This is a genomic window from Prolixibacter denitrificans, assembly GCF_003014495.1.
GTDB lineage: Bacteria > Bacteroidota > Bacteroidia > Bacteroidales > Prolixibacteraceae > Prolixibacter > Prolixibacter denitrificans.
This window is the reverse complement of record NZ_PYGC01000004.1, coordinates 29,266-55,665: the sequence shown is the minus strand read 5'-3', so window position 1 is coordinate 55,665 and position 26,400 is coordinate 29,266. Positions and strand designations below refer to the sequence as shown.

Below are 26,400 nucleotides of genomic sequence, written 5' to 3'. Positions count from 1 at the left end.
TAACAGCTGGCATCATTGTTCATGCAGGATACCAGATTTAGGATAGGAGCCCAGCACTTTCACTTTGTTCATCGTTTTAATCTCATCCAATGCGGCGGTCACTTTCTCTTCCCGGATGTGCCCTTCAAAATCGATGAAGAAATGGTACTTGCCAAATGCCTGACCGGTTGGACGCGAGACAATGGAGGTGAGGTTGATACTCCGTTTGGCGAAGGAGGAGAGGATACCTTCCAGTAATCCGGCCCGGTCGTTATCGTCAATTACGATCAGCGAAGTTTTGTGATTTCTTGCGGAAGAATATGCGTCCGGTGCAGCATTGTTCGTGAAAGCAAGAAAGCGCGTGGCATTGTTGGGATAGTCGTTTACATTCTCAATTACCTGGGGAAATTCTGATTCGGAATAGGAATCGGAAGGTACGATAGCTCCATCTGCATCGTTGCTCTCCTTTACTTTTTCGAGTGATTCCATATTGCTTTGTGTCGTAATGATTTCTACGTTTTCCAGCGAATCAATAAAATCGGCACATTGTCCTTTGGCAACGTATTGAACATACAAAAGCTGTAGGTCCTTGAGATTTGCTGCTTTTCCAACAAATGAAAATTGTATGGGAAGCATAATCTCACTGACAATTTTGAGCTCCGATGAAACCAGGAAATCCAGTACTACAGATACGAAACCTTCCGTCAGGTTTTCGATGGGCAGAACTCCGTAATCGCACGTATTACCAATGGCATTTAAAACCTTTTTAATGGAAGGGTAGTACTCGATCTCGTATTCTTCATTCAATTGGGCTCTGAATATTTTCGTGGCTTTGTCCGAATAGGTTCCTTTCGGGCCCAATGTGGCAATCTTCTTCATCCTCTTTTCAATGCTAACTTAAATCAAGATAACGGTGCTCGTCTGTTTTAGTTCAGATGGTGAAGGTACCAAATAAATAAAAATTCAGAATTGATTAATTGTTTTTGAATTTGAAGAGAGACCAACCTAAAGCGTAGATTTTGATAAAATTAGGGCATTTCAGAGATAAGGCCCAATAAATCAACAAATAGATACTTAAAAGAACAGGTCTTGAACAAAAATCTGAATCCTGATGAGCGTAGGGTGTTTTTTGATATAAAGACATTCTTTTGTTACTTCTTCTCTGTATTGTTGTGATCTACTACTCATATTTTAATATGTTATAAATGAAATTAAATAGACGATTATTGCTTGCTTGAATACAAAATTATTTTTTTAATAAAATTTTTAGCTTAAATCGAGTATTGAAAGACTCAAACTATGCAAACAAATCAGGACAATAATTTACGTTTTACTTTGATTAACTCTCAAAAATACTTTGCAAAACGTATTGCAGGGAGTGTAATTATCGGATTGGATACATTGTTAGCTGGAGCAGTTGCATCAAGGGGGGCAAGTAGAAGTTTTTTGAGTTGGATTTTGGATATTCCTTATGGGTTAGAAGTTGCATTGTATGTTGTTGTGTTCATTTTATTAGTAGTTGGTTCGTTGCTTGTGGCTAACCAGGAAGATAGTAAAGGTGAAGTTCGAATTAGTAAAGAAAGAATCTTGATGGAGGATGTCGTTTATGAATTAAAAAGCATTTCACTGAAAATTTCACTAAATGCTGTGCCTGATAAAAATATATATAAACGTACAATTAAAGACCAAGGAGGTAATAACTGGATTGAAATCGCATATGATGGAACAAGACGAAGAGTTGAGTTTCTAATCCGTTCTTTGGACGATGAAAATAAACTCAAGAGCATGATAGAATACTATCAGCTTAATAAGAATAGAGTTACATTAAAAGAGTCACCTATTTCGTTGATAAATAAGTGGAAGGAATAGATTTATGCTGAAAAGTTCAATCAGCTCCTAATTGCTGAGGTGAGTAAACAATTAAGTTTTTCTTACAACGGTCTTTATTTTTCTATCTACAGTTCCTGTTTTTTAATCCTGGAAGTACATTCTTCAGGAGTCAAATTGTTGAGGGGGGAGATCTGTTGCCTTGATTTTAAAAGTACCGATGTAAAGAAGATTGCCGTACATTTTCTGTTGTGAATAAAAACTTGACAAAGTTTATTTTCGGCTCTTTTTCTGATATTTACCTATTCGTATATTGGTAACTTGAAAAGCCACTGACATTAACGGTATTGATATGGTAATTATTCTCGCTTTAATTCTGGTCATTTTCCTGGTTGTGATTGCAACAACCAAGTTCAATATTCATCCCTTTCTTTCCTTGCTATTTGCGGCCGTTGTTATGGGATTCGTTTCCGGAATGGATGGAGGTGTTATCGTCAGGAAATTGACGGAAGGCTTTGGAAAAACACTTTCCAGCATTGGTATCATCATTGCATTCGGGACCATTATTGGAGTCTACCTGGAAAAGAGTGGCGGGGCCATGAAGATTGCCCGTACCATTTTGAAAATGATCGGTGAAAAACGTTCGGCGTTGGCTATGAACCTGACCGGATTTATCGTTTCCATCCCTGTGTTTTGTGATTCCGGTTTTGTGATCCTGTCCCGTTTGAATAAAGCATTGAGTAAAAAATCGGGTATCTCCCTTGTGGTTTTTGCCATATCGCTGGCGGCGGGGTTATATGCAACCCATGTATTTGTCCCACCGACACCAGGTCCTCTGGCTGCAGCGGCAGCATTGAAAGCTGATTTGGGAATGGTCATTTTTTTAGGCCTCATTGTTGCGCTGCCTGTTTCACTGGCTGGATACTTTTGGGCGAAATTTATCAGCAAGAGAGTGAGTGTTGTCGTAAAAGAAGAGACAGAGATGGAAGAAGAGCCGGAAAAGCTACCCGGTAATCTTGTCTCCTTTGCACCGATTATTTTCCCCATCATCCTAATTGCTCTTAAATCCATCGCAGATTACCCGACGCATCCGTTTGGGAGCGATTGGATATACCAGGTTCTTGTTTTTATGGGAAATCCGGTAATCGCACTTTTCATGGGAGTCATCCTGGCGTTTGCGCTGAAACATAGCTTTAAGGAGACTCATTTTGACTGGACCATAAAGGGTTTGAAAGAAGCGGGTGTTATTATTTTGATTACCGGTGCCGGAGGAGCATTTGGCGAGATTCTGCGGGCAGGTGGTATTGGCGATATCATCGGGTCGGGCTTATCTGATTTTCAGGTAGGTATTTTGCTGCCTTTTATTCTGGCTGCCATTTTGAAATCGGCACAAGGCTCGTCAACCGTGGCGATCATTACTACGGCAGCTATCGTTTCACCTCTGCTCGGTTCTCTGGGACTGTCATCCGAAACCAGCAAAGCGTTGACCGTTCTGGCTATCGGTGCCGGAGCAATGACTGTTTCCCATTTGAATGACAGCTATTTCTGGGTGGTTTCACAATTCTCGGATATGAATACCTCCACAGCGTTGAAGAGTCAGACGATGGCCACCTTGCTGCAAGGTATTACAGGTATCATAATTATTTACACACTTAATTTGATTATTGGATAAGAACAAGACTGTTTTCTTTTCTTTAATAGTTATATTAGATTTATACAGAGACTAACTTAATATAAAACGATGAAGTCGATTAAAAGAACGGTCCACAAAACGTTTAATATTTTAATGTTGCTCTTATTCGTGACCTATCTTTTTGCATTCATTCAGAAGAAATCAATAATCATTAATAAATCAATATGATGAATCGATTTAAAATTTTACTTATACTCTTTACATTAATTCAGTCTTCTTGTTCATCAAATTCTAAAGATGGTGGTTCCCAGATTATTATTAAAAAATTTTTCTCGCTTTACGAAACAAAAGGTGTAGAAAGTGCTTTAAATTATGCTTATTCAACCAATAGTTGGTTGGCTAGTGGGAGTAGGGAAGATACCCAAAAAGTAATCATGCAGTTGAAAGAATTTACGACGAAACTAGGTAAATTGAATGGTTTTGAGTTGCTAAAAAAGAAAGATATAAATGAACGTTATACTGTGTGTAGTTACATGTTAATGTATGATAGACAGCCTTTACGTTTTACATTCATCTTTTACAAACCCAATGTTGAATGGCAGCTTCAGTCTTTTCAGTATGATGTAGGAATGAGCGACGAGTCAGTAAATTCAATAAACCTTTCATGGTGAATTATATATATAGGAGTTATTCGTTGAAGAACGAATAACTCTTATATGTGATTTGACAAAGATAAATCAATTGCTTTACGATGGTTTAATAAGAGTATCTTTTACAAAATTTGGTGAAAAACCAACTAGCAAGATCGTCGGCGTGTTCCTTATGAAAAACTTAGTGCTCTTGGCTGACTGTAAGAAAAATTAACCACAAAGTAGTTTTATTATTTCTCTTGAAGACTTCATGTCATACACGGATATGACCGGAACTGGAACATCACCAACCTCACCCGGAAGAATTCAGGAGGTAACAACCGGGAGAGTCTAGGGTATACCTATGCAGGTAACCGGCTTAGCCGCATCTCCGGTACGTATAATGGAATCTATAAAAGTGGCAATTTGAGCTACGACGGCAACGGAAACGCTACCAGTGATGGCCTGCGGGAATTGACGGTTACTTACTTCGATGAGTTAAACTTGCCGAAGCAGTACTATATTCTCATAACAATTCTCGCAAAAGAAATTTCAAGTTGTATAACAGGTCAATTAAGACGATATTTTTAAGAAAAACCGGGTAACCATTTTCCCATATGATGTATTAATAAATGTATGAGTTGTCATCTTCAAAGACAATCTTACAAATTAACTAAGACTACCATTGACTGGACCATCATATCGGGATGAAAGGAGAGGTGATAACCTTATCTTTCATTCAGGATTAAATTCGTTAAACGAGTTTTCGCTGTATTTACCAGGAGTGTTCAGCCGATTGTAAAAACTAACGAGGATACGAAACGATCGAACCTGAAAAAACAGACTTATGAAATTTTCCATCACCTCGCGAATGCTGAAAGGCTTTACATTGCCAGAACTATTAGTTGTTCTGGTCATTATCGGCATATTGTTGCTGATTGCATTGCCTAACCTGATGCCCTTGATATCCAGGGCAAAGAGCACAGAGGCGCAAATGCAGTTAAACCATCTGTACACGTTGGAGAAGAACTATTTTTACCTGCATTCGAAATACACGAATGAGATTGACCAGCTCGATTTTGTGCAGGAGAAACTGGTCACCGACGGAGGAAATGCCAATTACCAGATTACCATTACGGAGGCAACAGCCAATACCTTCAAAGCGAAAGCCACGGCGGTGGTCGATTTCGATGGCGACGGGATATTCAACGTCTGGGAGATTGACCAGGATAACAATTTGAAACAGGTAACCAAGGATTGATGGTTTGGTTGCTGTTGTTATCGGTTATCTTTTTGCTTCTCATTGCCGTATCTGATTTCCGCACCCGGGAAATACCGGTTTTCTTCCTGTTGGCAGCGTTCCTTCTTTCTGCCGGGATTCGTTATTTGTTGGTTGGAAAGGAATTGTTATGGGAAGGCCCGGTTAATCTGGTGGCTATCGGGCTGCAGGTATTCGTTTTGTGGGCCTGGATACGGTTTGGAAAAAAGAACTCGGGTGATCTGTTTTCGGGCTTTGGGCCGGCCGATATGGTGATGCTCATCATCATTGGAGTAAACTTTACACTGGCCGGTTACCTGGTGTTCATTTCGTTGGTTAGCTTTTTAACGCTGCTTGTATGGATAATCGTGACTAAGGTACGTAAGTCAGGAGAAGCCTCGGTTCCGTTTGCTGGATTTCTGGCAGCCGGGCTGATTATATACCAGTTTTCCCTGCTATGGATGGGAGCTAAAGGCGACTGGGTCGACCAATACATTGGAAAGGTGATTTATGGATTATCAGGAAGTTTTTGAATTAAGTACCGAACACCGGCAGTTGTTATCGACGGCCCAGGCATGGTATCTCCGGATTATTCCGGCGGGACACACCAATGGTAAGCTTCATTTCTTTTATGAGGAGGAGAAAGATGTTGCGCAACTGCAAAACGAGCTGGAGGTATTGCTGGGCAAAGAGGTGGCGTTAAAACCGGTGCCATCGGATTGGATTACCCGGCAACTGAACCGGCACTATCCCAATAATCACCAACGGAAGAATGTAGAATGGCTCAATTCCCAATCGAAGGATCTGTTGTCGATGATCCTGGAGGAAGCGGCCAAAATCAAGAGCAGTGATATTCATCTGGAACCTTACGAGGAGCGGTGCCGGGTCCGGTTCCGCGTCGACGGCAAGCTGGTGGAACGGTATGTGATACCTACTACCGAATATCCGGCCATTGTGAATAAGATCAAGATCAAATCGCACCTGGATATTTCTGAAAAGCGGTTACCACAGGATGGACGTATCATTTATGAGCAGGGAGGGAACAAATTCGATTTAAGGGTGTCGGTGTTGCCCACGTTGTACGGTGAAAAAGTCGTATTGCGCTTGCTAAACCGAGATGCTACCCAGATCCAAATTGACCGGTTGGGATTTAGCGAAGTACAATTGTCTAAATACCTGGAAGGAATAAAGAATCCCAACGGATTGATTTTGATTAGCGGACCGACCGGATCAGGTAAAACCACAACTTTGTATGCTACGCTGAAGTTGCTGAACCGCAATGAAACGAACATTTTAACCATCGAGGACCCGATTGAATATATGCTGGAGGGGATTAACCAGGTTCAGTTAAAAGAAGCCATTGGGTTAACGTTTGGCAGTGCGCTCCGCACTTTCCTGCGACAAGACCCGGATATTATCATGGTCGGTGAGATTCGCGACGGTGATACGGCCCAAATGGCAGTCCGGGCGGCGCTGACTGGCCATCTGGTTTTATCGACAGTACACACGAATTCTGCATGGGGTACCATTTCCCGGTTAATCGATATGGGGATTCCTCCTTACCTGATTTCTTCCACTGTAAAGTTGAGTATTGCTCAGCGGCTGGTACGTAAACTTTGTCCGCACTGCAAAAAAGAAGAAGCATTTAACGCAACCGATGTGCGTTGGAACTACCGGCCGGAAGTTTTCCCGGAAAGCCATTTTACGGCTGTGGGATGTCCTGAGTGTTTTTATACGGGGTATCACGGACGTATTGCCGTGTATGAGGTGATTACGATTGATGATGACCTGCGCGAGATGATTCGCAGGAATGAATTGAATGCAACCGAATATTATGAAAGGAAGAAAATGAAGACCCTGTCTGATCAAGCCTTTCAATTACTGGTCGATGGAACGACTTCGCTGGAAGAGGTGTATGCCATTCTTTCCGGTTGAGCAAACTGCAGAAGAAGAAAATAAAAAGAACACAAGATTAAACCTGGTGCAGATAGAATCTGCATTGAACTGATCCCGATATATGAATTTACGACAACGCTTTTTATTACTGTTACCCCTGATGAGTCTGGTTTTAATATTGATAGCCAGGCCCGTTTCAGCAGTTGGACAAACGGAAAACACACCGGTCATCCATTTACTGGATTCGCTATCCAATAAAATTCCGGCACTCAATGAGAACATCGATATCACGGTCAATGCTACCCCGGTGCAGGAATTTTTAAGAGGAGTTGCCAACCAAACGGGATTGAACATCAATATTGATCCGACGCTCAATTTTACGGTTACCAACAATTTCGTTCACGTCAGGGTACGGGATATTTTGCAATTTCTGGTCGATAATTATGATATTAATCTTCAGGCGGCAGGCAATATCATCAATATCCGGAAAAACAGGCCTGCGCCGACGCCTCTTTCCGACAGACTTCAAATCGAAGTGGATACGAGTTCCCATCATGTCAATATGTCGATTGAGCAGGTTCCCATTCAGGATTTGGCGAAAGAAATTACCCGGAAAACAGGCAATAACATTGTTGTGACACCCGAGCTCAGCAAAAAAGTGATTAGTTCCTATATCCAGAATATGCCGCTGACCGATGCGATGGACAAGCTGGGAATGGAGAACAATTTTACGGTGACCAAAACAGATGGTGGTTTTTATGTATGGGAACCTAAACAACCGGTTAGAGCAAATGAGATGCAACAACATCGTTCTTCCGGTAGAAATTCCATAGGTGACGGAACCATCGATATTGAGGCGTTAACAAAAGACTCAGTGAAGATACATACGGCCAATGCTCCTTTGGATAAGGTGGTGGAAAAACTGTTCGATGTATGTCATCAACCATACAAATTATTAGGGCCCTTGACAGATAACGTGTCGATCGATTATGATCGCATCTCGTTTGCTTCGCTGATTGATGAATTGTTTGCAGGCACTGATGCGACGTTTAAAATTGTTGACGGTCGTTATTGGATAGGGAAACGGAATATTGATGCTTTACAGGATGTGAAGATGATTCAGCTAAAATACCGTACGGTCGATTCGTTAGTTCAAATTATTCCGTTGCAGCTAAAGACCGGGGTCGAAATAAAGGAGTATCCTGATATCAATAGTATTATTCTCTCGGGTCCGCAGGAACGGGTTAATCGTCTGGCCACGTTTATTCATCAGGTCGATAAGTTGATTCCTGTTATACTGATTGAAGTGTTGATTATCGACAACAAAAACAGTAAAGCGCTGGCGACCGGAATTACCGCCGGTTTATCTGATGAACCGGTCACGACCAAGGGAACTGTTTTTCCATCGGTTGATATGACCCTGAGTTCGAAAGCGATTAATAATTTGATTGATGGACTGAACGGCTTTGGTTGGGTGAACCTGGGAAAAGTGAAGTCGAACTTTTATATGACGCTGAAAGCACTGGAGGAAGACGGGGTGATCGATCTCCGGTCCACACCACAGTTATCCACGCTGAATGGACACAAAGCCACGATGAGTATCGGAAATACCGAATACTACAAGGAAGAGATGAACACCATTTATGGGTCCATCAACACCCAATCGCAGGTGGCTACCACTTATAAACCAGTGAATGCAGAGTTGGCCGTCACCATACGTCCGATTGTTGCGGGAAATGACGAAGTAACACTGGATATTAAGGTGGAGCAGTCCGATTTCACCAGTCGTATTTCTGAATATGCACCTCCCGGAAAGGTCTCGCGCAAATTCGAATCCCTCATCCGGGTGAAAGACCAGGAAATGATTTTGCTGGGAGGATTGGAAGAGAAGGAAGTGAAGGATACCCGCAGCGGACTACCGCTTTTGGCCCGGATTCCGATTATACGGTGGTTCTTTTCCAGCCGGGAAAAATCGAATACCAAGTCGAAGCTGAATCTGTTCATCAAACCAACCATTATCAAATAAAGAAGAGGTTTTGAAGTTAAATCTTGACAGACATATACTAAAAAGGACGTCACGGGTCACCGGCTTAGGCATTACGTTTCTCACCCGCGATGACTGGCGGTTTTCGGTAGTGGAACTGAAGCGGACAAAGCAGGAGATTCAAATCCTTTCGCAAACCGAAAGTCAAAACGATTGGGATGCCGTTAAAAGCTATTTTAAACCTGATATTCCGGTGGTATTACATCTCGATGGTGTCGGGATTTTACTCCGGGACGCGGAGCTGGAAGGACACGCTTCGGAGAATGGCAGCTCTTTTCAGTCAGATGATTCGGACTTTATCGTTCGTCGGTATGCAAAAGGAGATGGGACCGGAGAGTTGGTATCCATTATGCGAACGGAGCTCTTGCAGACGGTCCTTGATTTTTGCGAAAACAATGGAGTCAATGTAGTCGATTTGAAATTTGGGCCGTTTCCAGTAGCAGCAATCATTCCCCTGCTGCCCACTGTAAGCAGTGAGGTCATCACCGGACGTTGGAAGTTACTCCTGAAGGATGGAAAGCTTCATTCGTTCTCGGCCAACAGCGATGAGTCGCGTGTTACATATTCCATAGAAGGAGAGCTGGTATCCTCAAGCGTAATTGCTCTTTTGGCTGCTTGCCTGCAATTTTTGTCTGGTGATATGGATGATATCCCTTTGCTGGGTAAGCCACGGGAAGAGTACACTTACGGATATCTGCTGAAAAAAGGAGGCATCGTTGTATTGGGCGTGCTGCTGTTATTCCTGACGGTGAATTATTTTGTTTGGGATAATCTGCGCAGCCGGTATGCGGGATTAAGGATGCAGGTATCCAACAATGAAAACTATCTCACCGAATTGTCCGGATTAGAGTCGAAGCTGAAAAAGAAACAATTCTTTGTTGATAAATACATTGGCAACGATGTATCTACCCGGTTTTCATTTTATGCCGACAGGCTGGCGTCTACATTACCGGGATCGATTCGACTGACCAAAATGGAGCTTCAGCAGTTGATGCAGAAGCCCAAAGAAGGAAAAGCTATTCTTTACCAGGAAAAGACAATCTCCGTGGAGGGAACCTCGAGACATATGACGGCGATTAGCCGGTGGATAAAAAGGATCCGCAGTGAAGACTGGGTGAAAGAGGTAGAACTGGTATCGTATTCGGTAGATGATAGGCACCATACGGGAAATTTTGAACTGGAAATTAAATTTTAGGCTATGCTGAGCAACTGGACCAATAAACGGAAATTCATCGTGGCACTGATCGGCCTGGTCATATTTGCATGGCTGGCTTACCGGTTGACCTTTGCGAAAACATTTGCCTTGTTGCATGAATACCGGACATTGAAGAGTCAGCAGGTACAAATAAAAGACATGGCCACACGGGTTCCTGAACTCAAGGCGCATCTCGAAAGACTGAACAACATGTTTGGAGAGGCCAACAGTGAGGATTTCTCGGTTCTCGTGATGGATGAACTGAACGAATTGTGCAGCAAATCAGGCATTGTTCTGAAGGATATCCCTCAAAAACATGTCTTTGATGGCGATGGTATTCGAATTGAAACCATCGATGTGAATTTTCAGGGAGCATTTAAAAAACAATTGGCCGTAATTTCGAATATGGAAAACAATGAGCATCAGGCTAAGATTCGCTCGGTACAGTTCCAGTTGGAAATCGATAAAAGAACCAACCGGAAGCGGTTGCTTGGAACCATTTTTTTGCAATCCATTCAGCTTTTAGAATCAAAATCTAACGAAGAACCTCATGAAAACAAATAGAATTCTGAATACTATCCTTGAAGTGGCATTGTTGGTTACGATGGCAGGATGTGATTCCTTTTTCGAGGATGATATTTCTAACCGCACGGTGGAGCTTGTCTCCCCGGCTGACCAGGTAGAAACTGATATTATTACACAGACTTTTTATTGGGATGTAGTGGAAGGAGCATCATCGTACCGATTACAGGTCGTCACCCCATCATTTGCCAACGCAGAGAATTTAGTACTCGATACCCTGGTATCGGATAATAAGTACACGTATACGTTATTTCCGGCAAAATTTGAATGGCGGGTCAGAGCAGAGAATAGTGTGTATCAGTCCGAATGGTCTTCCTCACATTTAACGATTTACGCCAGTGATGATTTGACCCGACAAAAAGTTCAGGTATCATCGCCACATGACGGTTACATCACGAACCAAGCTGATATTTCTTTTGTTTGGGATGCCCTGTACAATGCAGATAATTACCAGGTGGTCGTATATAGAGGTTCCTGGGAAGGAGAAACAGAGGTGGCGCCAGTCAATGTTGACGGCACCAGCTATGAAGGAGCATTGTCGGAAGGCACGTTTTTCTGGGGGGTGAAGGCTCAGAATCAGACCTCGGAAACTTCGTACACCATTCAATCATTAATGATCGATCAAACGCCGCCCAATGTTCCGGTATTGACCTCGCCCGAGAATAACTCGACGGTTACTTCCACATCGGTTCAGTTTACCTGGAGCAGCGGTGACTCGGGTAGCGGTATTGCACAGGATACGGTGAAGATCTATTCCGACGGGAGTCTATCGACGTTGGAGAAAGCTGTCGCATCATCCGATCAGCAGGCTACGATTGACTTAACCGACAGGAAAACCTACTACTGGACCGTACTTTCAGTCGATAAGGCGGGAAACGTTGGAGCTCAGGCAAGCATCGATACGCTCACTGTTCGGGTCAACTAATCGTATGAAATAACCTGACTGCTATGTTGAAGAATAAGAAACTGATCTATCTTTTGTTGCCGTTGGTCCTGCTCATCTGGGGATTGATATTTTACCGTATTTATACGAACCTGCATGGGAAACAGGTCAACTCCTCTTTCAGAAAGCAGGTGACGAAAGAAATCGATGTATCCAATAACGAAGAGAAGCCTGAGCTGTCTCTGAATTATCCCGATCCGTTCTTAAAAAGTGTTTCGGGTAAGACAGTAGAAAAACAGGCCGGTAATCAACGTAGTAATTCGCAATCCCAAGCGGTTAACTGGCCCATGATTACCTACCGGGGAATGGTAAGAGGTGAGAAGTCGAAGGCGAAAGTCATGGGTTTTCTTTGTGTCGGAACCAAGGATTTATTGGTGCATAAAGGAGATGTCGCGAATGAGTTGACTGTTCTCCGGATTGCGAAAGATTCTATTCAGCTGGAAAACCGGGGGGAAAAGAGGTGGTTTCGGGTGCGTGAAAAATAGAGAGTTAATGAAGTAAAAGATATAATGAAATATCCGAATGTTTACCATTCTGAAATTAATGTAAGAAACGAGGCAAAAATGGTCAATATTCATTCGTGTTGGAGATACGACTCACCCCACCGCCCTGGTTTCGGGCGGTCTCCCCTCTCTACTGGTAGAGAAGGGACGGGGGAGAGTAGAGTTAATTTCAGATTTTATGACTATAGGTAATTAACTGGATTTATCATAAAAGATATTTGTCAAATGAGAAATTTAGCGGTTATTTTTTTTCTGGTTTTATGGTTCACGTCATGCCGGTCAACTTCCGATGTCCCTGAAATCACTCACCGGAATATCAGTGTGGTATCGGGTAACGGTACGGTGGAAGCGAATATTCTGATTGAGCGAAACAAAAAAGCAGCAAAAGGAGATCCGGCCAAGATGTATGCCGGGTATTACCTGAGCGGAATTCACTATACACAGGGAATGGTCGTTGGGCATCCGCTGGACGGTTTATACCAGAAGTTTGATGGAGATAACCAGCTAATGATTTCCGGAAAATACAAGGATGGCTTGAAAGATGGTTTGTGGCGGAAATGGGATAAGGCAGGTAAGTTGACAGAATCTTCAACCTATCGGAAGGGAATACTGGATGGAGAGCGCCGGATTTATTTCCAGGGACAGCCGGCAGGTATCGAGCAATATAAAAAGGGTGAGTTGGATGGGAAACAAATCACATTTGTCAGTAACGACTCCGTCCGGGTGGAGCGGTACCGCAATGGAGAGAAGGTAGCGAAAAAGCATTTGTTTCATCGACTGTTTCATTCCTCTAAAAAATGAATAACCGTATAGAGTCATTTTTCAGGTTTCGGATTCAACTATCAATTCGTTTACCCCGACCCTAAAGGACGAGTCCTGAAAAATCAAGTTTTCCCTTTAGGGATTCAGGGTAAAAAGCTTGATTTTTCTTGATTTAGGGAGTTTCGCACAACGGATTCATTAAATATGAAAAATATCTAGGTAAATGCTTAAATGAAAATACTGTTTTCAACATATCAGGATAAGACATTCAGGACGAAACCACAATGTCGGTTGAGGGGGGGCGCACTTTATTTTGCCATTTTGGTCCTCCTGTTGCTCAGTGTTCTTTCCTCATTTTTCATCTTGTTGGAGCGGTTGTGGAATGAAGAGGATGTTCAGTATATCAAAAATGTGGAACTGAATGATCGAATGGAGTCAGCGGCAGAGTGGCTGCATGCCAAGCCTTCTCTTGTCCACCCCGGAGAAACCAAGGAACTAACGCTTTTTGAGGATAGCGTGCCGGTAGCGATAAGCGTACGCCCCTGGGGAATGCTCCGGATAGCGAGTTATCGCACCCAATGGCACCGAATGGAGAAGGAATATACCGAGCTGTTGGCAGCCGAAGATGAACCATCTTACGCCCTGTATTTGACGGATCAGAATAAATATTTATCGCTGGTTGGACAGAGTTCGTTGGTAGGTAACTGTCAACTGCCCCACCTGGGGATACGGAGCGGAAACATCAGGGGAAGAACGTTTGAAGGAGAAAAGCTGGTGGACGGAACCGTCTCTCCCAGTGATACCCGGCTGCCGGCTCTTTCTGAACATTTTCAGGATTTTGCGGCTGCCTACCTGAATGGTAACTTCACAAAGCAGGACAGTGTGATAGCGCTTAGCAAGATCGAAAGAAATGGTCTGCATCAGTTTTCGTTCCATCATAAAACTTGTGTGATAAATTGTGGAGGTTCTGCTTACCTGGATAATATTCAGCTGGAAGGAAATGCTGTTGTACTGGCAAGGGATACCCTTGTTGTATCTCCGGGTGCCAAACTGAAGAATACCATCCTGATAGCCCGGGTGATTAGGGTGGAGGATAAGGTGACAGGACGCTTTCAGGCTTTTGCTACAACAGAGATTACGGTCGGGAAGGATTGCCGGCTGAACTACCCCTCTTTTCTGGTTTGTCTGAATAACCGGACGACCGGGAAGATAACATTTGGGAAAAAAAGTACCGTCATCGGCGGCATAGCGTTGAACGGCAAAAATGAGGAGCACAAGAACAATTTGCTGTTTTTGGATGAAGACGATCACCTGGCCGGAACGGTCTATGTGAATGGTGATGTCCATTTTACCGGCCGTATCGACGGTCGGTTATATTGCAACCGGTTTGTCATTGATACGCCCCGGGCTTTTTACGAGAATATCATTGTCGATGGCATCATCGATAATACCAGTACGCCTGCTTCATTTGGAGCATTTTCTGTTTCCGATCAGCCGTTTCAACTAAAACAGGTAGCGATATGCCAGTAAAACGTTTACATACACTCCGGGGAAGTACTATGATTGAAGTGGTAGTCGGCTTTTTTCTCATCTCTCTGGCCGTCGGGTTGACAACCGTACTGTTCAATCAGGTCATGAACAGTTCCGTGCTGTACTCCCGGCACCGGGCTTATCTGGCTGTTAACAACCTGGTAGAAAAACAACAGGAACAGAACACCTATGAAGCGGTATCGGAAGAGTATGGCGATTTGGTAATCGAAGTAACATTGACGCCATTCGATGAGGAGAAAAAGCTATACATCGTTACTTACCAGGCGATACAAAAAGAGAAGAAGGAAGTACTGTATAAGCGGCAACTGCTGAAACAGATAAAACCGAACAATCATGAAACAAGCGAATAGAAATGATATGCAGGCGCTCGGGATTCTGTTTACCGCAAAGATACACTAAGGTGGATCACAAAGTACTTCGTGGGCTTGGAGTTTTCTTTGTGAACCTTGTGGTATGAGTTCTGCTCATGGCATCTGTCGTCATTACCTGAATAGTGCTTTCGGGGATACGAAATGAACGAAAGAAAGAGGTAAGAAATGGTTAAAATACATCTGTGTGATAAAACTGACTCACCCCACCGCCCTTATTTCGGGCGGTCTCCCCTCTCTACGCGTAGAGAGGGGCCGGGGGAGAGTAGCGTCAATTTCAGCGATGGAGATTCAGTCAGCCAAATAAACATCCATAATAAACTGAAGGGGTTTACCCTGATGGAGCAGCTCATCGCCATTGCGCTGACCAGTCTTCTGTTGCTGATAGGTTTTACGGCTGTGATGAATTTCAACCGGCTTTTCCGGGGAATCCGGTTAAATGCCAGTGAAGATCGGAGTGTGCTGCTTTTGGAAACCCAACTCACAAACGACTGGCATACGAGCAACGAGATACGGTGGGATGATCAATTAACCTTAAAAAAGGCTTTCAGTACGATTACCTACCAATTCGAACCGAAATACATTGTGAGGAGTTACGATGCCCATGTTGATACGTTCCGGTTAAGTAACCGTGAATTGAACATCAAAGAAGTGACCGGAATAAGGGGACTGGTTCGCACCCTTTCTTTTCAGATACCCACCACCAACGAGCATTATACCATTCAACTAACCAAAGATTATCCGCAATTTAAACAATGGGAGGCAAGAGGTTATGGCGATTAAACTTTCCAGCATCGAATCGGGGAAGCCTGTTTCCAAACAAGGCATCCGTCAGGCCAACAGGCAAAAGGGAGCTGATATTTCGTCGCTAAAGCAATATTTCAAGACGAAAGGACAATTGCTGAAAGACCGGAAGAAGGAGGAGTTTTATGCCGAGATATTTTTGCTCCTTCAGGCGGGCCTGGATTTGAAGAGCGCCATCGAGTTGTTTTCCTCCCAGGAGAGCAATGTCAAGTTGAAAGCGATATTTACTGATATCGAAAATAAACTCATTAAAGGAAGTTCCTTCTCGGAAGCATTGGAACAAACCGGACAGTTTTCGCTGTATGAATATTATAGTGTGAAAATTGGGGAGGAGAGCGGGAAGCTGCCGGAAGTGGTGAAGGAATTGGGGCACTATTACGAGCGAAAAATCAAATTACAGAAACAGGTATTTGGAGCACTCTCATACCCTTTTATTATCCTGATTACGGCTGTTGTGGTAGTGATTTTCATGATGAACTTCATTGTCCCGCTGTTCGCCGATGCCTTCAAACGTTTTAATTCCGATTTGCCGACCTTTACGCAGTCGGTGATTGATATTTCGAACGGATTACGAAGCTACTGGTGGCTCATCCTGCTTATCGTAATGGCTATGGGCATCACTGTTTTCTTTGTCCGGCAAAACAAAAAGGTGCTCCGAACCCTCAGCTCCCTGGTAATTCATGTACCGGTTATTGGCCCATTATTACTAAAAATCTACCTGGCACGCTTTTGCCAGTTCATGTCGCTTATGACCTCGGCCAAAACTCCTCTCATTACCGCGCTGGATATGGTGGGGAAGATGGTGGGCTTTTTACCACTGGAAGAAATACTTGTTTCGGTGAGAAGCCAGATTTACAAGGGAATGTTGCTGAATGAAGCCCTGGCATCGTATTCGCTTTTCGATGAACGGATGGTGGCATTGCTTAAGGTAGGAGAAGAGACCAATAACCTCGATGTGATTTTCCGGAAGTTGCACAGTCAGTATTCCGAAGATATCGATCACTATACCCAGTTGATGAGTTCACTCCTGGAACCATTGATGATTGTTTTTGTGGGTGGCCTGGTAGCACTTATCCTGGTAGCGATGTATTTGCCCATGTTTAAAATCGGAAACACCATGATTGGATAGTCATTGAATATGAAGGCTATTTTATTCAATCGTGCATCTGGTGTACGGAAGAGAAGACAGAAAAATGAAGCTTTTCCCTTTAGCGATACAGGGTAAAAAAAGCTTCATTTTTCTGATGTCAGGGAATTACTGTTCCATAATTGGGTTGAGTGACTTCCCCTTGAAAAGTCAGCAAAATAAGTATGCTATGAAACATTCCGGGACGAATGTTGTCAATAAGATTCAGAGAAATAAGGAGATAGAAATAGAGAATGACGGTTGTATGAATTTTGTCATAAATTAAATCGGTAAAGGGGGGTAACCAATTGGTTATTCCGGGTATTAATAAGTGTAATATGTTAATGGCCAAGCCTTCCCTGCTGCTTTTACCTGCTATAAACGTATTCGGATAACTAACTTATTTAACCTGTTTCAGCTTTAAACCCGAAGGAATGAAAAAAATGTTTTTGCAACAACCACTTTTATAACCGAGCAGGAATCCACTGTCACGAATATCCCTTTCTTTTAGGACGAAGGTTTTTCCGGTTGGCATTTGTTCATCACTGATGGATAAATGTAAAGACCGGAGCACACAAGGTCTTTGTCTCTAGGCGAATGGTAAATAGATAAAAAGCCCCCCGGAAAACCGGAGGGCCAACCTTTAATTTATTCACCGGGAATTGCAGTTCCCGCTAAAAACATAAAGATATGAAAAAGTAAGTTAAAAGTCTCCATCCGACCATGAACTGCCTATCAGCGGTTCACACCACTCATTTTAATACTAGCTAACTGGTTATTGAAATATATCGGAGAAATGTGCACATCTCCCATGTTTCAATAACCATGTCCTCTCAAAGCTTTTGTCGATAGAAGGAAATCTGTTTTCCTTCTGCGAAGGATATACCAAACTGCTTTGACAAACCTGTTGTCTGAAACGAATCGGAATCAGAAAGAATCCTGTTTCCTGCTTTGCCCTCAGAAATTCGGAGTTTAAAGGGAAATTTGATTTTTCAGGAGATCGTTTCATGCAACTGGCATTAACAAATAACCAAACAACCTATCATGGAGAATGATGTATTGAACTACGCTTTGTTTGAGAACCATCTGACAAGCGATCCGAATGATTACATGGCCGTTACCACCAACGCCATTAGCCTCGACCAGGAAGCATTGATAGAACTGATGCTGAAACGAGGCTCCACCCTGACTGCTACCGATATCATGGCCGTACTGAAAATGGAGCGGGAAGTAATTTGTGAACAGGCAGCTCTGGGCAACAACATTACCATTCCCGTATTTAACCTGAACATGAGCATCAAAGGAGTATTCAACGGACTCGACGATTCGTTCGACTCTTCACGTCACAGCATCCGGTTCAACCTGAGCCCGGGTGTAGAACTGCGTAAAGTGATGGATTCCGTGAAGACCCAAAAGGTGCGTGGAGAAAAGGCCGGCCCGGTTATCGATCAGCTGGTCGATGCGGCTACAGGCAGCGTAAACGACCAGCTCACCTCGGGCGGATTAGCCACGTTACGGGGGAGTTACCTCAAGTACGATGCTTCGGACCCGGCACAAGGGATCTTCTTTGTAGCCAACGATGCCACAGAAACCCGTGTGGAGGTGATTTCGCTGAACAAACCCGGCGAGCTGCACTTCCTGGCCCCGGCCCTGGCAGCAGGTACCTGCCATGTGGAAGTACGGGCCATCCTGAACGGACGGAAGGAAATTGCCACCGGCCGGCTGGATGCAGAGATCAGCGTGGTAGGAGGTTAACAGCCTCCTGTCTGTATTCGGGGACCGGTTTTACGGCTTCCCGGAATATGAGGTTACAACTACACGCAGCAGATCCTTATAACCATCAGAGGAAAAACCTTCTAAGGTTTTGTGTCCGATCCTTCTAACCTTTTTCCGAAAAAGGTTAGTACCATTTGTTGCTGATCCTTATAAGGATCTTCGTCTGGTGCTTATAAGGTTTTGGAGCCTGACATAATAACAGTCTGACGAATCGTAAGGCATGTTTTACTTCTCACGGAGTTCATAACTAACAGTAATAACTAACCTAAAAAGAAAAATGTGATGATAAATCGTTTATTGATTATTGCAATGCTTGTTGGCATTGTAAAATTTGGACATTCACAGGACATCCCTAATTTTGTCCCTCCATCACCCGAGTCGGTGTCTCTGGTGAAATTTGTGGAAACACCTGTATCTCATTACACGGGTCTTCCCCAAATCAGTATACCTATTTATACGATTAAGGAGAAGGGGCTTACCATCCCCGTAACAGTTGATTATCACGCCAGGGGAATCAAGGTAGAAGAGATTGCTTCCAGGGTAGGAATTGGTTGGGCACTCAATTTCGGAGGTAATATATCACGACAAATCAGGGGCAATGCCGATGAAGGGACCTACGGCTACCTGACAACTGATTTTTACAGTAGTTTCTTCACTAGTTCAAGTACTCGTCAATCGGTATATTCAACAAAAGTCACGCATCCTGAATTCGATTTAGTTCCCGACCAGTTTTATTTAAATGCGAATGGCGTAAGTGGGAAATTTGTTTTCGATCAGGCTGATGGAGAAGCTGTACTGCAGAAGTTTGATGATGTTGAAATAAACTATACCCTGGTGGGCTCTGTCATTGAATCATTTAAGGTGAAAGATTCTTATGGCAATGTCTACTATTTCGGGAAATCGAAGAATGGTCTAAGGGCAGCACGGGACTACGATGCGACAAAATTGATTACCCAATTGCAGGGGGCAAGTCCCGCCTGGTCTCCTGAATGGGTAACTGAAAAATACAATACCTGGCATTTGATGGAGATTGAAACCCCCGACAATGGGAACGTCGAATTCTACTACAACGAAGAAATACCGTTATACTACCGGAGATTATATGATAAGGTAGTCGATGGTAAGGTTAAGAGTTATTTTTCACAGGTTATTGGCCATCAGTACCAGTTAAGCGAGATTCGGTTTAGCAGCGGTAAGCTGGTGTTTTCTCCTTCAACAACTGAACGTAGTGACCTGAACGAAGCCTATGCACTTGACCACATCGAGTTATTTGATTCCAACAATACCCTGGTAAAGAAGTTCCAGTTTACCTATGAGTATTCAACCTCCACCAATACAAGCAATATTCTTACCTATCTGAAAAATATAGAACCGCAGGCTTTTAAACGGTTATTTTTGAAACAAATTCAGGAAAAGGACAATCAAAACAATTCCCTGCCTCCCTATTCGTTTAGCTACAATGCAACGGTCCTGCCCAACCGGTTTTCCAATTCGCAGGATGTATGGGGGTATTATAACGGGGCCAACAACGGGGAGTTCCTGACCTTTTTTAACTACTCGACCTTTAACATTGACAGAACAGTTGACGAGGCCTGTTCCGGTGCCGGTATGCTTCAGAAAATTACCTACCCAACAAAGGGATATACCCAGTTTACGTATGAAGATAACCTGGTAAGACCCAATCCGGATTTAAATTCAATCGTTTCGAATGCCATTAATCCGATGGAATATACGATAACTGGCCTGGGTTTTTTGGATTTGGCTTACTATGATGGTCGAGCTTACTCGAAGCCATTCACCGTGCAAAATATTGTAGGGGTGGTTGACGTAACTGGTTTCTGGGTACAAAATCCGGATATCATGGATTTCTATTTCTATATTGAAAATGCTTCTAACAGAACAAGATATTACCTGGTGGTGGGACAAACAACTTTTGTCAATTTGGTGCCAGGTGACTATTATCTCAAGGCCGTTCCTAAAGATAGCGGATTTGACCCGCTTAACTGGGAGCATGCCTTTAACGTGAACCTGGGTTGGATGCAACAGTCTGTCAGCCAGTCTGAATTTATTTATGCCGGGGGAAAAAGAATTCTGAAAGTAGAGAATAAACTGGATGACGGAACGGTCACTTCTAAGAAAGAATATAGTTACGTGGATACTGTCGGAGAATCGAGCGGAGCGCTTTTTGGAGTACCCAATTGTTATACGATAAATAAGGTGTTAAGCAGCGGTGGATTCACCGTGTTTAAACCCTGGGGAGCTGTTCCGGGAAGCCCGCTCAACATGGGACAGGGAAACAGTGTGGGATATGCCCGGGTGATTGAATATTACGGAGACCAGACAACCAACCAGGGGAAAACGGAGTATGAGTTCACCAACGTGGAGAACACCGGAGAATATTTTGTATTTCCATACACCATCCCGACCGATAATGAATGGTTAAGAGGAAAGCCCTTGACGGTAAGTGAATACCGAAAAAATTCCAACGGAACCTACAGTATTGTCCGGAAAACGGATTATCAGTATTTATATGCGGGTGGTGACGAAGTTTATGGAAATTCTGTTTCACTTTTTATTCCTTTTTTGGCTGGTATCAATCCTATTCCTTTAGCAGACGATGTGCCGTCAAACTGGAACCTACTACATCTGAAAACTGAAACAATGTTTCGCTTACCCTTGGCTATCTTTGCATTTGGAGTAGATGACTATGGTAATATTGATTACAGCGACGAAAACAATTACAAAATCTATCATCTCACGGGGGGAACGATGGATTTATATCATAAAACCGTGACCACCTATTCTGATAATACCCCGGAATTGGTGGCAACAACGGATTACTCTTATAACTACGATCATCATTACCAGCTCAGCCAGACGGAAACGACCAACAGCAATGGCGAAGTCATTAAGAACACGTACCGATATCCCCAGGATTATTATTATGGTGTACAGAATTTTAATACGTTAATAGGTAGTAATATTGTCGGTAAAGCAATCGATATCCGTACTTACAATGGAAGCCGGTTGATTTCAGGAGTCCAGAACAAGTACAACGACAGCGGGCAGTTGACCGATGTATACAAGTTTGAATCGACAGCCACCGATATAGCCTTTAACGGAGGAAGTCCGTATACCTTTTCCCATAAAATTAATTACCAATACGATCCGGATAAAAACCTGGTGCAGGTTCAACCGGAGAATGATTTTATTACCTCTTATTTGTGGGATGCAACGGGGCGTTATCCCATGGCCAAAATAGAGGGCGCCACCTACTCACAAATCAGTTGGATGAATGGGATAGTAAGTTGCACCTACAGCAGTCCGACATTATACAATAGTCTAAAAAATTCAGTACCGGCTGCTCATATTGCTACCTACTCGTACAAGCCGTTGGTGGGGATATCTACCTATACGAACCTGAATGGAGTGACCACCTACTATGAATATGATGGCTTTGGACGCTTTCATCTGAGTAAGGATGACGATTCACAGATAACGAACCGATACAACTACCACTACAAATAAAAAACCTGAACGTAATGAATACAAAATATAAATTAGTCATATTGTTGATGGTGCTCTGTGCAACCGGTCATGTACACGGGCAAACATCGACACAGAACTACGTTAAGTCAGAAACCGTTCTCGTTTCGGGTAAGACAACCGAATCGGCAGTTGACGGTCTTAGCTATACTCAAAAACAAACGGCTGTTACGTACTACGACGGCCTGGGGAGAGTAAACCAGACCAACCAGTATAAATCATCCGGAGATGCGGCGAAAGATGTTATTACTTCGGTGGGGTACGATGCATTCGGGCGGGAAGTAAAACAATATCTTCCTTTTGCTGCGGCTCAGAACGGAGCATATCATACTTCACCTACGTCGCCGGCTAACTGGACAGGTTACTATGGGACGACCGATGATGATTATGCGTATTCTCAGACTTTATATGAGTCGTCACCATTGAACAGGACGTTGAAACAAGCTGCACCGGGTTACACCTGGAGAAACGGTTCCAATCATGAAGTCAAAATGGAGTATGCAACTAATACAGCAGGAGAAGTCGAGTACTACTATGTTGATGCGAATGGAAACCTGTTACACGGGACCGATTATGCTGCAGGCGCCTTGTACAAAACCACGACCTGGGACGAGAACAATACACAATCGACCAGTACCAGCCGTACTGTAGAGTTCAAAGACAAGCAGGGCCGTGTTGTGTTGAAACGCAGCTACAATGGCACAGAAGCTTTTTCGACGTACTATGCATACAACCAACGAAACCTGCTTTGTTGCGTCATTCCGCCAAAGGTGACAGCCGATGATGGGAGTGTCAGCTCTACGGAACTGGATTCATTGTGTTACCGGTATAAATATGATGGTAAGAACCTGATGACGGATAAGAAACTTCCCGGGACGGATGGTTGGGAGTACCTGATTTACGACTCGCGTGACCGGTTGGTACTGAGCCAGGATGCCAAATTGCGGGCAGTGAATGCAAATGAGTATCATTACACGCTGTATGACAGTTATGACCGTCCGGTGGAAGAAGGAACCTGTACGGAATCGACAGCCTACGCCACCCTGAGAACGAATGTGAGCAACAGCAGTAATTATACACCGGCATTACGAAGCCCGGAGGTCTATACGTATTATGATTATTATACTACCGTTTCGGGATGGGGATATGCTTATGCTTCGGTTTACAGCGACCAAACCCAGACGAATAATGTAATAGGCCTGGTAACGGGCGTCAAAACCAAGGTGCTGAATACCGGGGCATGGCTTTATACAGTGAATTACTACGATAAGTATGGCCGTTTACTGCAACAGTTCCAGCGCAACCCGGAAGGAGGTTACAACCGGGTGTCGACCGCTTACAATTTTACCGGCGACCCGGTTAAACGGCAAACCTACCACAGGAAAACTTCGTCATCGACTGCTATCACCATTAACGAGGAGTATGGTTACGACCACATGAGGCGTCCCACGTATGTGAAGTACGGTTACAATACGACTTCATTGACGACCGTGGCACAGTTTACCTATGACGAGTTGGGACGCATGTCGAAGAAAGAGCTGCACAACGGGTACCAGGACATCGACTATGCCTACAACATCCGTGGATGGCTGACCCAGGTAAATGATCCCACGGCTACAGTGACCAACAATAAATTGTTTGCCACGAAGCTGTATTACGAAACCGATATGACCACTGCGCTGGTCGGAGGAGTCCAATACAACGGCAACATCAGCGGGGCCATGTGGCGGTTGTCGGGCAACAGCAAAAAAGGGTACGGTTTTACTTACGATGGACTGAACAGGCTGACTATAGCCGATTATGGTACTTATTCAGGAAGCTGGGCCAATACCAGTGCTTACGATTTGAGTTCGGTGGGGTACGACAAAAACGGAAATATCACCAGCCTGACCCGGAAGAACTCAGGAGGTAGCAACCGGGAAAGTTTAGGCTATACCTATGCAGGTAACCGACTTAGCAGCATATCAGGTACCTACAACGGGATCAGTGACAACGGCAACTTTGGATATGATGCAAATGGGAACATGACCAGTGACGGCCTGCGGGGATTGACGGTCACTTACTTCGATGAGCTGAATTTGCCGAAACAGTACTACCAGAATTCGACGAATAAGGTCGACTACACGTATGATGCCGGGGGTAACAAATGGAGCAAAACAGCCACGGTATCGGGTACTGCCTCTACCACACTTTACGATGGTACCTTTATTTACGAGAATGGTACCCTGAAGAAGGTACTGACCTCCGAAGGATACTACGACCCGTCGGCAGGGCTGTATTACTATTACCTGAAAGACCACCTGGGGAATACCCGCCTAACGTTCCATTACAGCGGTACCACGGCGGTAGTCGACCAGGAGGTTGAATATTATCCATTTGGCAGTCTGTTTACAGAGAACAATCTCGATAAAAATAAGTACCTTTATAACGGTAAGGAATTAAACGACGAGTTCTTTGAAAATTATGATTATGGGGCCAGGTTTTATGATGCGGAGTTGGGGAGGTTTCATACGATTGATCCGAAGGCTATCGACTATTGTTTTCAATCACCTTATTTGTATGCTTATAATAATTCCCTAAGGTTTATAGATTTTATGGGGATGAGCGGTGAAGAGTCAAATAAAAATGTTCAACAGAATCCTAATGGGGTAATTAAACCTTATGAGCCTAATGCATTTGGGCAGGTAAAACAAATTGTAAATAACCAGTCGAGTGTTGGAGCGGTTGCTGGAATTGTAAAAATAGCTAAGTTTTCTGCAAATATTGCTTTTAACATGATAAATGATGCGACAACTATTGTAACCAAGATAGTTGATGGCCCTTCTAATGCAAGAAATGCGGAAGGAATAGGTCAGAACGCTACAGAAATTACCGACGCTGGAGTTAATACATTGCTTAATTTTGCCCCAACACCTGATAAATTGTTAAAAGTGTCTCCCGCTAAATTAAACGCTGCCGAATTTAGTGTACTTAATAGAGGAACTGAAGTTTTAAAGAAAAGCAAAAGTAAAGTAGGAGCTGAAATTATAAAAACGAATAATGCGACAAAAACAGCTTCAGAATCACTGAAACAATCAGGACAAGCAGTTACGGCCACGTCAGGTGCAGGAAATGTAAAACAAGAAATTGAAAGAAAAAAAGAGGAGAACAATGACAACTAATAGTAGACAAATTTTTGTTGTTTTTATGTTAATAGCTCTTGTATGCTTTTTCTTTTTTACCTATTCATGTAAAAAAGAAAAAGGAGCCAAATATAGTACTGAAATGGCAAAAGAAATGTCATCCTCGGGGAATTTGGACTCAGCTATAAATATCTACAATAGAATTATTGCAAAGGATAGTGAAAATTCTTTTGTACTAAATGAACTGGCACTAGTTTATAAAGATAAAGATGAATTCAAGCAGGCTCTTAGTTATCTAAATCGTGCGATTGAAATAGACTCTATTAACTACATATATTTAAACAATAGAGGAAACATATATCAAAGTTTGGGTATGTTCAAAGAAGCCGAATTGGACTATGGTCAATCAATAAATATAAATAAAACGTATGCGCCTGCGTACAATAGTAGAGGATATATGAAGTTTCTTCGAAAGAAGTATCGTGAGGCCATTGATGATTATACAAAGGCTGTTATGTTGGATAGTAGTTACTCCGTTGCTTTTTCAAATAGGGCAATTGCTTTCTTTCAAATAAACGATCTTGATAATGCTTTGGCAGATTTTAATAGGGCGATTGATATAAATCCTAAATTATCAAAGGCTTATGTGAACCGGGGAATAACTAAGTATAAATTGAATGATATTAATGGTGCTTGTAGTGATTGGTTGCTTGCAGAAGAACTCGGAGAAAAAGAGGGCTACAAGCTTTATCGTATCTATTGTAAGTGATTAAAGATGAGAGCAAAGTATGATTATGAGAATCAGGATAATAATACCAATAGCATAATTTACACCTCTAATGTTATTTGTTCTATC

General features: G+C 43.1%; 21 protein-coding genes. 20 read left to right on the top strand and 1 reads right to left on the bottom strand.

Going from position 1 to position 26,400, the window contains the following annotated elements; genetic code table 11:
• Window positions 1–12: 12 nt before the first annotated feature.
• Window positions 13–858 carry a prephenate dehydratase gene (pheA, locus tag CLV93_RS09280; RefSeq protein WP_106541922.1) on the bottom strand — a complete coding sequence of 282 codons (846 nt, stop codon included), beginning with the start codon at window positions 856–858 and terminating at the stop codon, window positions 13–15.
• Window positions 859–1,278: 420 nt separating this feature from the next.
• Here pheA and CLV93_RS09275 point away from each other — a divergent pair, with 420 nt between their 5' ends.
• The 20 genes from CLV93_RS09275 to CLV93_RS09175 all read left to right on the top strand — a co-directional run bounded on the left by CLV93_RS09275 (window position 1,279) and on the right by CLV93_RS09175 (window position 26,313).
• Window positions 1,279–1,848, top strand: a complete 570-nt coding sequence (locus CLV93_RS09275; protein WP_106541921.1) for a hypothetical protein — start codon at window positions 1,279–1,281, stop codon at window positions 1,846–1,848.
• Window positions 1,849–2,158: 310 nt separating this feature from the next.
• Window positions 2,159–3,478, top strand: a complete 1,320-nt coding sequence (locus tag CLV93_RS09270) for a GntP family permease (RefSeq protein WP_106541920.1) — start codon at window positions 2,159–2,161, stop codon at window positions 3,476–3,478.
• Between the two features lie 185 nt (window positions 3,479–3,663).
• Window positions 3,664–4,110, top strand: coding sequence for a hypothetical protein (locus tag CLV93_RS09265; RefSeq protein WP_106541919.1), 447 nt, complete (start codon window positions 3,664–3,666; stop codon window positions 4,108–4,110).
• A gap of 805 nt (window positions 4,111–4,915) precedes the next feature.
• Window positions 4,916–5,329, top strand: coding sequence for a type IV pilin protein (locus CLV93_RS09260; RefSeq protein WP_106541918.1), 414 nt, complete (start codon window positions 4,916–4,918; stop codon window positions 5,327–5,329).
• The gene (locus tag CLV93_RS09255) at window positions 5,329–5,859 is read left to right on the top strand and encodes a prepilin peptidase (RefSeq protein WP_106541917.1); all 531 of its coding nucleotides are present in this window, start codon (window positions 5,329–5,331) and stop codon (window positions 5,857–5,859) included. Before CLV93_RS09260 ends, CLV93_RS09255 begins: the two co-directional genes overlap by 1 nt.
• The gene (locus CLV93_RS09250; RefSeq protein WP_106541916.1) at window positions 5,837–7,261 is read left to right on the top strand and encodes a GspE/PulE family protein; all 1,425 of its coding nucleotides are present in this window, start codon (window positions 5,837–5,839) and stop codon (window positions 7,259–7,261) included. Before CLV93_RS09255 ends, CLV93_RS09250 begins: the two co-directional genes overlap by 23 nt.
• Before the next feature lie 82 nt (window positions 7,262–7,343).
• On the top strand, window positions 7,344–9,248 hold the full coding sequence (locus CLV93_RS09245; protein WP_106541915.1) for a type II secretion system protein GspD: 1,905 nt from the start codon (window positions 7,344–7,346) through the stop codon (window positions 9,246–9,248).
• A gap of 10 nt (window positions 9,249–9,258) precedes the next feature.
• Window positions 9,259–10,461 carry a PilN domain-containing protein gene (locus tag CLV93_RS09240; RefSeq protein ID WP_106541914.1) on the top strand — a complete coding sequence of 401 codons (1,203 nt, stop codon included), beginning with the start codon at window positions 9,259–9,261 and terminating at the stop codon, window positions 10,459–10,461.
• A gap of 3 nt (window positions 10,462–10,464) precedes the next feature.
• Window positions 10,465–11,025, top strand: coding sequence for a hypothetical protein (locus CLV93_RS09235; RefSeq protein WP_106541913.1), 561 nt, complete (start codon window positions 10,465–10,467; stop codon window positions 11,023–11,025).
• Window positions 11,012–11,968, top strand: a complete 957-nt coding sequence (locus tag CLV93_RS09230) for a hypothetical protein (protein ID WP_106541912.1) — start codon at window positions 11,012–11,014, stop codon at window positions 11,966–11,968. The genes CLV93_RS09235 and CLV93_RS09230 overlap by 14 nt, the downstream gene beginning before the upstream one ends.
• Before the next feature lie 23 nt (window positions 11,969–11,991).
• A complete protein-coding gene (locus CLV93_RS09225) occupies window positions 11,992–12,471 on the top strand; it encodes a hypothetical protein (RefSeq protein WP_106541911.1) in 480 nt (159 codons plus the stop codon).
• Window positions 12,472–12,714: 243 nt separating this feature from the next.
• Window positions 12,715–13,290 carry a toxin-antitoxin system YwqK family antitoxin gene (locus CLV93_RS09220; RefSeq protein WP_106541910.1) on the top strand — a complete coding sequence of 192 codons (576 nt, stop codon included), beginning with the start codon at window positions 12,715–12,717 and terminating at the stop codon, window positions 13,288–13,290.
• 192 nt (window positions 13,291–13,482) lie between these two features.
• Complete coding sequence (locus CLV93_RS09215; protein WP_106541909.1) at window positions 13,483–14,781, top strand: hypothetical protein; 1,299 nt, start codon at window positions 13,483–13,485, stop codon at window positions 14,779–14,781.
• Entirely contained in the window at window positions 14,772–15,152 is a 381-nt protein-coding gene (locus CLV93_RS09210; protein ID WP_106541908.1) for a type IV pilus modification PilV family protein, read from the top strand. Before CLV93_RS09215 ends, CLV93_RS09210 begins: the two co-directional genes overlap by 10 nt.
• 186 nt (window positions 15,153–15,338) lie before the next feature.
• Complete coding sequence (locus CLV93_RS09205; protein ID WP_106541907.1) at window positions 15,339–15,953, top strand: prepilin-type N-terminal cleavage/methylation domain-containing protein; 615 nt, start codon at window positions 15,339–15,341, stop codon at window positions 15,951–15,953.
• Window positions 15,943–17,103, top strand: a complete 1,161-nt coding sequence (locus CLV93_RS09200) for a type II secretion system F family protein (RefSeq protein WP_106541906.1) — start codon at window positions 15,943–15,945, stop codon at window positions 17,101–17,103. The genes CLV93_RS09205 and CLV93_RS09200 overlap by 11 nt, the downstream gene beginning before the upstream one ends.
• A gap of 1,041 nt (window positions 17,104–18,144) precedes the next feature.
• Window positions 18,145–18,855, top strand: a complete 711-nt coding sequence (locus CLV93_RS09190; RefSeq protein ID WP_106541904.1) for a DNA-binding domain-containing protein — start codon at window positions 18,145–18,147, stop codon at window positions 18,853–18,855.
• 303 nt (window positions 18,856–19,158) lie between these two features.
• The gene (locus CLV93_RS09185; RefSeq protein WP_146141991.1) at window positions 19,159–22,404 is read left to right on the top strand and encodes an RHS repeat domain-containing protein; all 3,246 of its coding nucleotides are present in this window, start codon (window positions 19,159–19,161) and stop codon (window positions 22,402–22,404) included.
• Window positions 22,405–22,418: 14 nt separating this feature from the next.
• Window positions 22,419–25,583: a DUF6443 domain-containing protein gene (locus CLV93_RS09180; protein ID WP_106541902.1), complete on the top strand. Its 3,165-nt coding sequence runs from the start codon at window positions 22,419–22,421 to the stop codon at window positions 25,581–25,583.
• On the top strand, window positions 25,573–26,313 hold the full coding sequence (locus tag CLV93_RS09175) for a tetratricopeptide repeat protein (protein ID WP_106541901.1): 741 nt from the start codon (window positions 25,573–25,575) through the stop codon (window positions 26,311–26,313). Before CLV93_RS09180 ends, CLV93_RS09175 begins: the two co-directional genes overlap by 11 nt.
• The last annotated feature ends 87 nt before the right edge of the window (window positions 26,314–26,400 follow it).

Bases quoted from the DNA above. Each gene is read 5' to 3' on its own strand.
- pheA (WP_106541922.1), bottom strand. From the start codon at position 858: ATGAAGAAGATTGCCACATTGGGCCCGAAAGGAACCTATTCGGACAAA.
- CLV93_RS09275 (WP_106541921.1), top strand. From the start codon at position 1,279: ATGCAAACAAATCAGGACAATAATTTACGTTTTACTTTGATTAACTCT.
- CLV93_RS09270 (WP_106541920.1), top strand. From the start codon at position 2,159: ATGGTAATTATTCTCGCTTTAATTCTGGTCATTTTCCTGGTTGTGATT.
- CLV93_RS09265 (WP_106541919.1), top strand. From the start codon at position 3,664: ATGATGAATCGATTTAAAATTTTACTTATACTCTTTACATTAATTCAG.
- CLV93_RS09260 (WP_106541918.1), top strand. From the start codon at position 4,916: ATGAAATTTTCCATCACCTCGCGAATGCTGAAAGGCTTTACATTGCCA.
- CLV93_RS09255 (WP_106541917.1), top strand. From the start codon at position 5,329: ATGGTTTGGTTGCTGTTGTTATCGGTTATCTTTTTGCTTCTCATTGCC.
- CLV93_RS09250 (WP_106541916.1), top strand. From the start codon at position 5,837: ATGGATTATCAGGAAGTTTTTGAATTAAGTACCGAACACCGGCAGTTG.
- CLV93_RS09245 (WP_106541915.1), top strand. From the start codon at position 7,344: ATGAATTTACGACAACGCTTTTTATTACTGTTACCCCTGATGAGTCTG.
- CLV93_RS09235 (WP_106541913.1), top strand. From the start codon at position 10,465: ATGCTGAGCAACTGGACCAATAAACGGAAATTCATCGTGGCACTGATC.
- CLV93_RS09230 (WP_106541912.1), top strand. From the start codon at position 11,012: ATGAAAACAAATAGAATTCTGAATACTATCCTTGAAGTGGCATTGTTG.
- CLV93_RS09225 (WP_106541911.1), top strand. From the start codon at position 11,992: ATGTTGAAGAATAAGAAACTGATCTATCTTTTGTTGCCGTTGGTCCTG.
- CLV93_RS09220 (WP_106541910.1), top strand. From the start codon at position 12,715: ATGAGAAATTTAGCGGTTATTTTTTTTCTGGTTTTATGGTTCACGTCA.
- CLV93_RS09215 (WP_106541909.1), top strand. From the start codon at position 13,483: ATGAAAATACTGTTTTCAACATATCAGGATAAGACATTCAGGACGAAA.
- CLV93_RS09210 (WP_106541908.1), top strand. From the start codon at position 14,772: ATGCCAGTAAAACGTTTACATACACTCCGGGGAAGTACTATGATTGAA.
- CLV93_RS09205 (WP_106541907.1), top strand. From the start codon at position 15,339: ATGGTTAAAATACATCTGTGTGATAAAACTGACTCACCCCACCGCCCT.
- CLV93_RS09200 (WP_106541906.1), top strand. From the start codon at position 15,943: ATGGCGATTAAACTTTCCAGCATCGAATCGGGGAAGCCTGTTTCCAAA.
- CLV93_RS09190 (WP_106541904.1), top strand. From the start codon at position 18,145: ATGGAGAATGATGTATTGAACTACGCTTTGTTTGAGAACCATCTGACA.
- CLV93_RS09185 (WP_146141991.1), top strand. From the start codon at position 19,159: ATGATAAATCGTTTATTGATTATTGCAATGCTTGTTGGCATTGTAAAA.
- CLV93_RS09180 (WP_106541902.1), top strand. From the start codon at position 22,419: ATGAATACAAAATATAAATTAGTCATATTGTTGATGGTGCTCTGTGCA.
- CLV93_RS09175 (WP_106541901.1), top strand. From the start codon at position 25,573: ATGACAACTAATAGTAGACAAATTTTTGTTGTTTTTATGTTAATAGCT.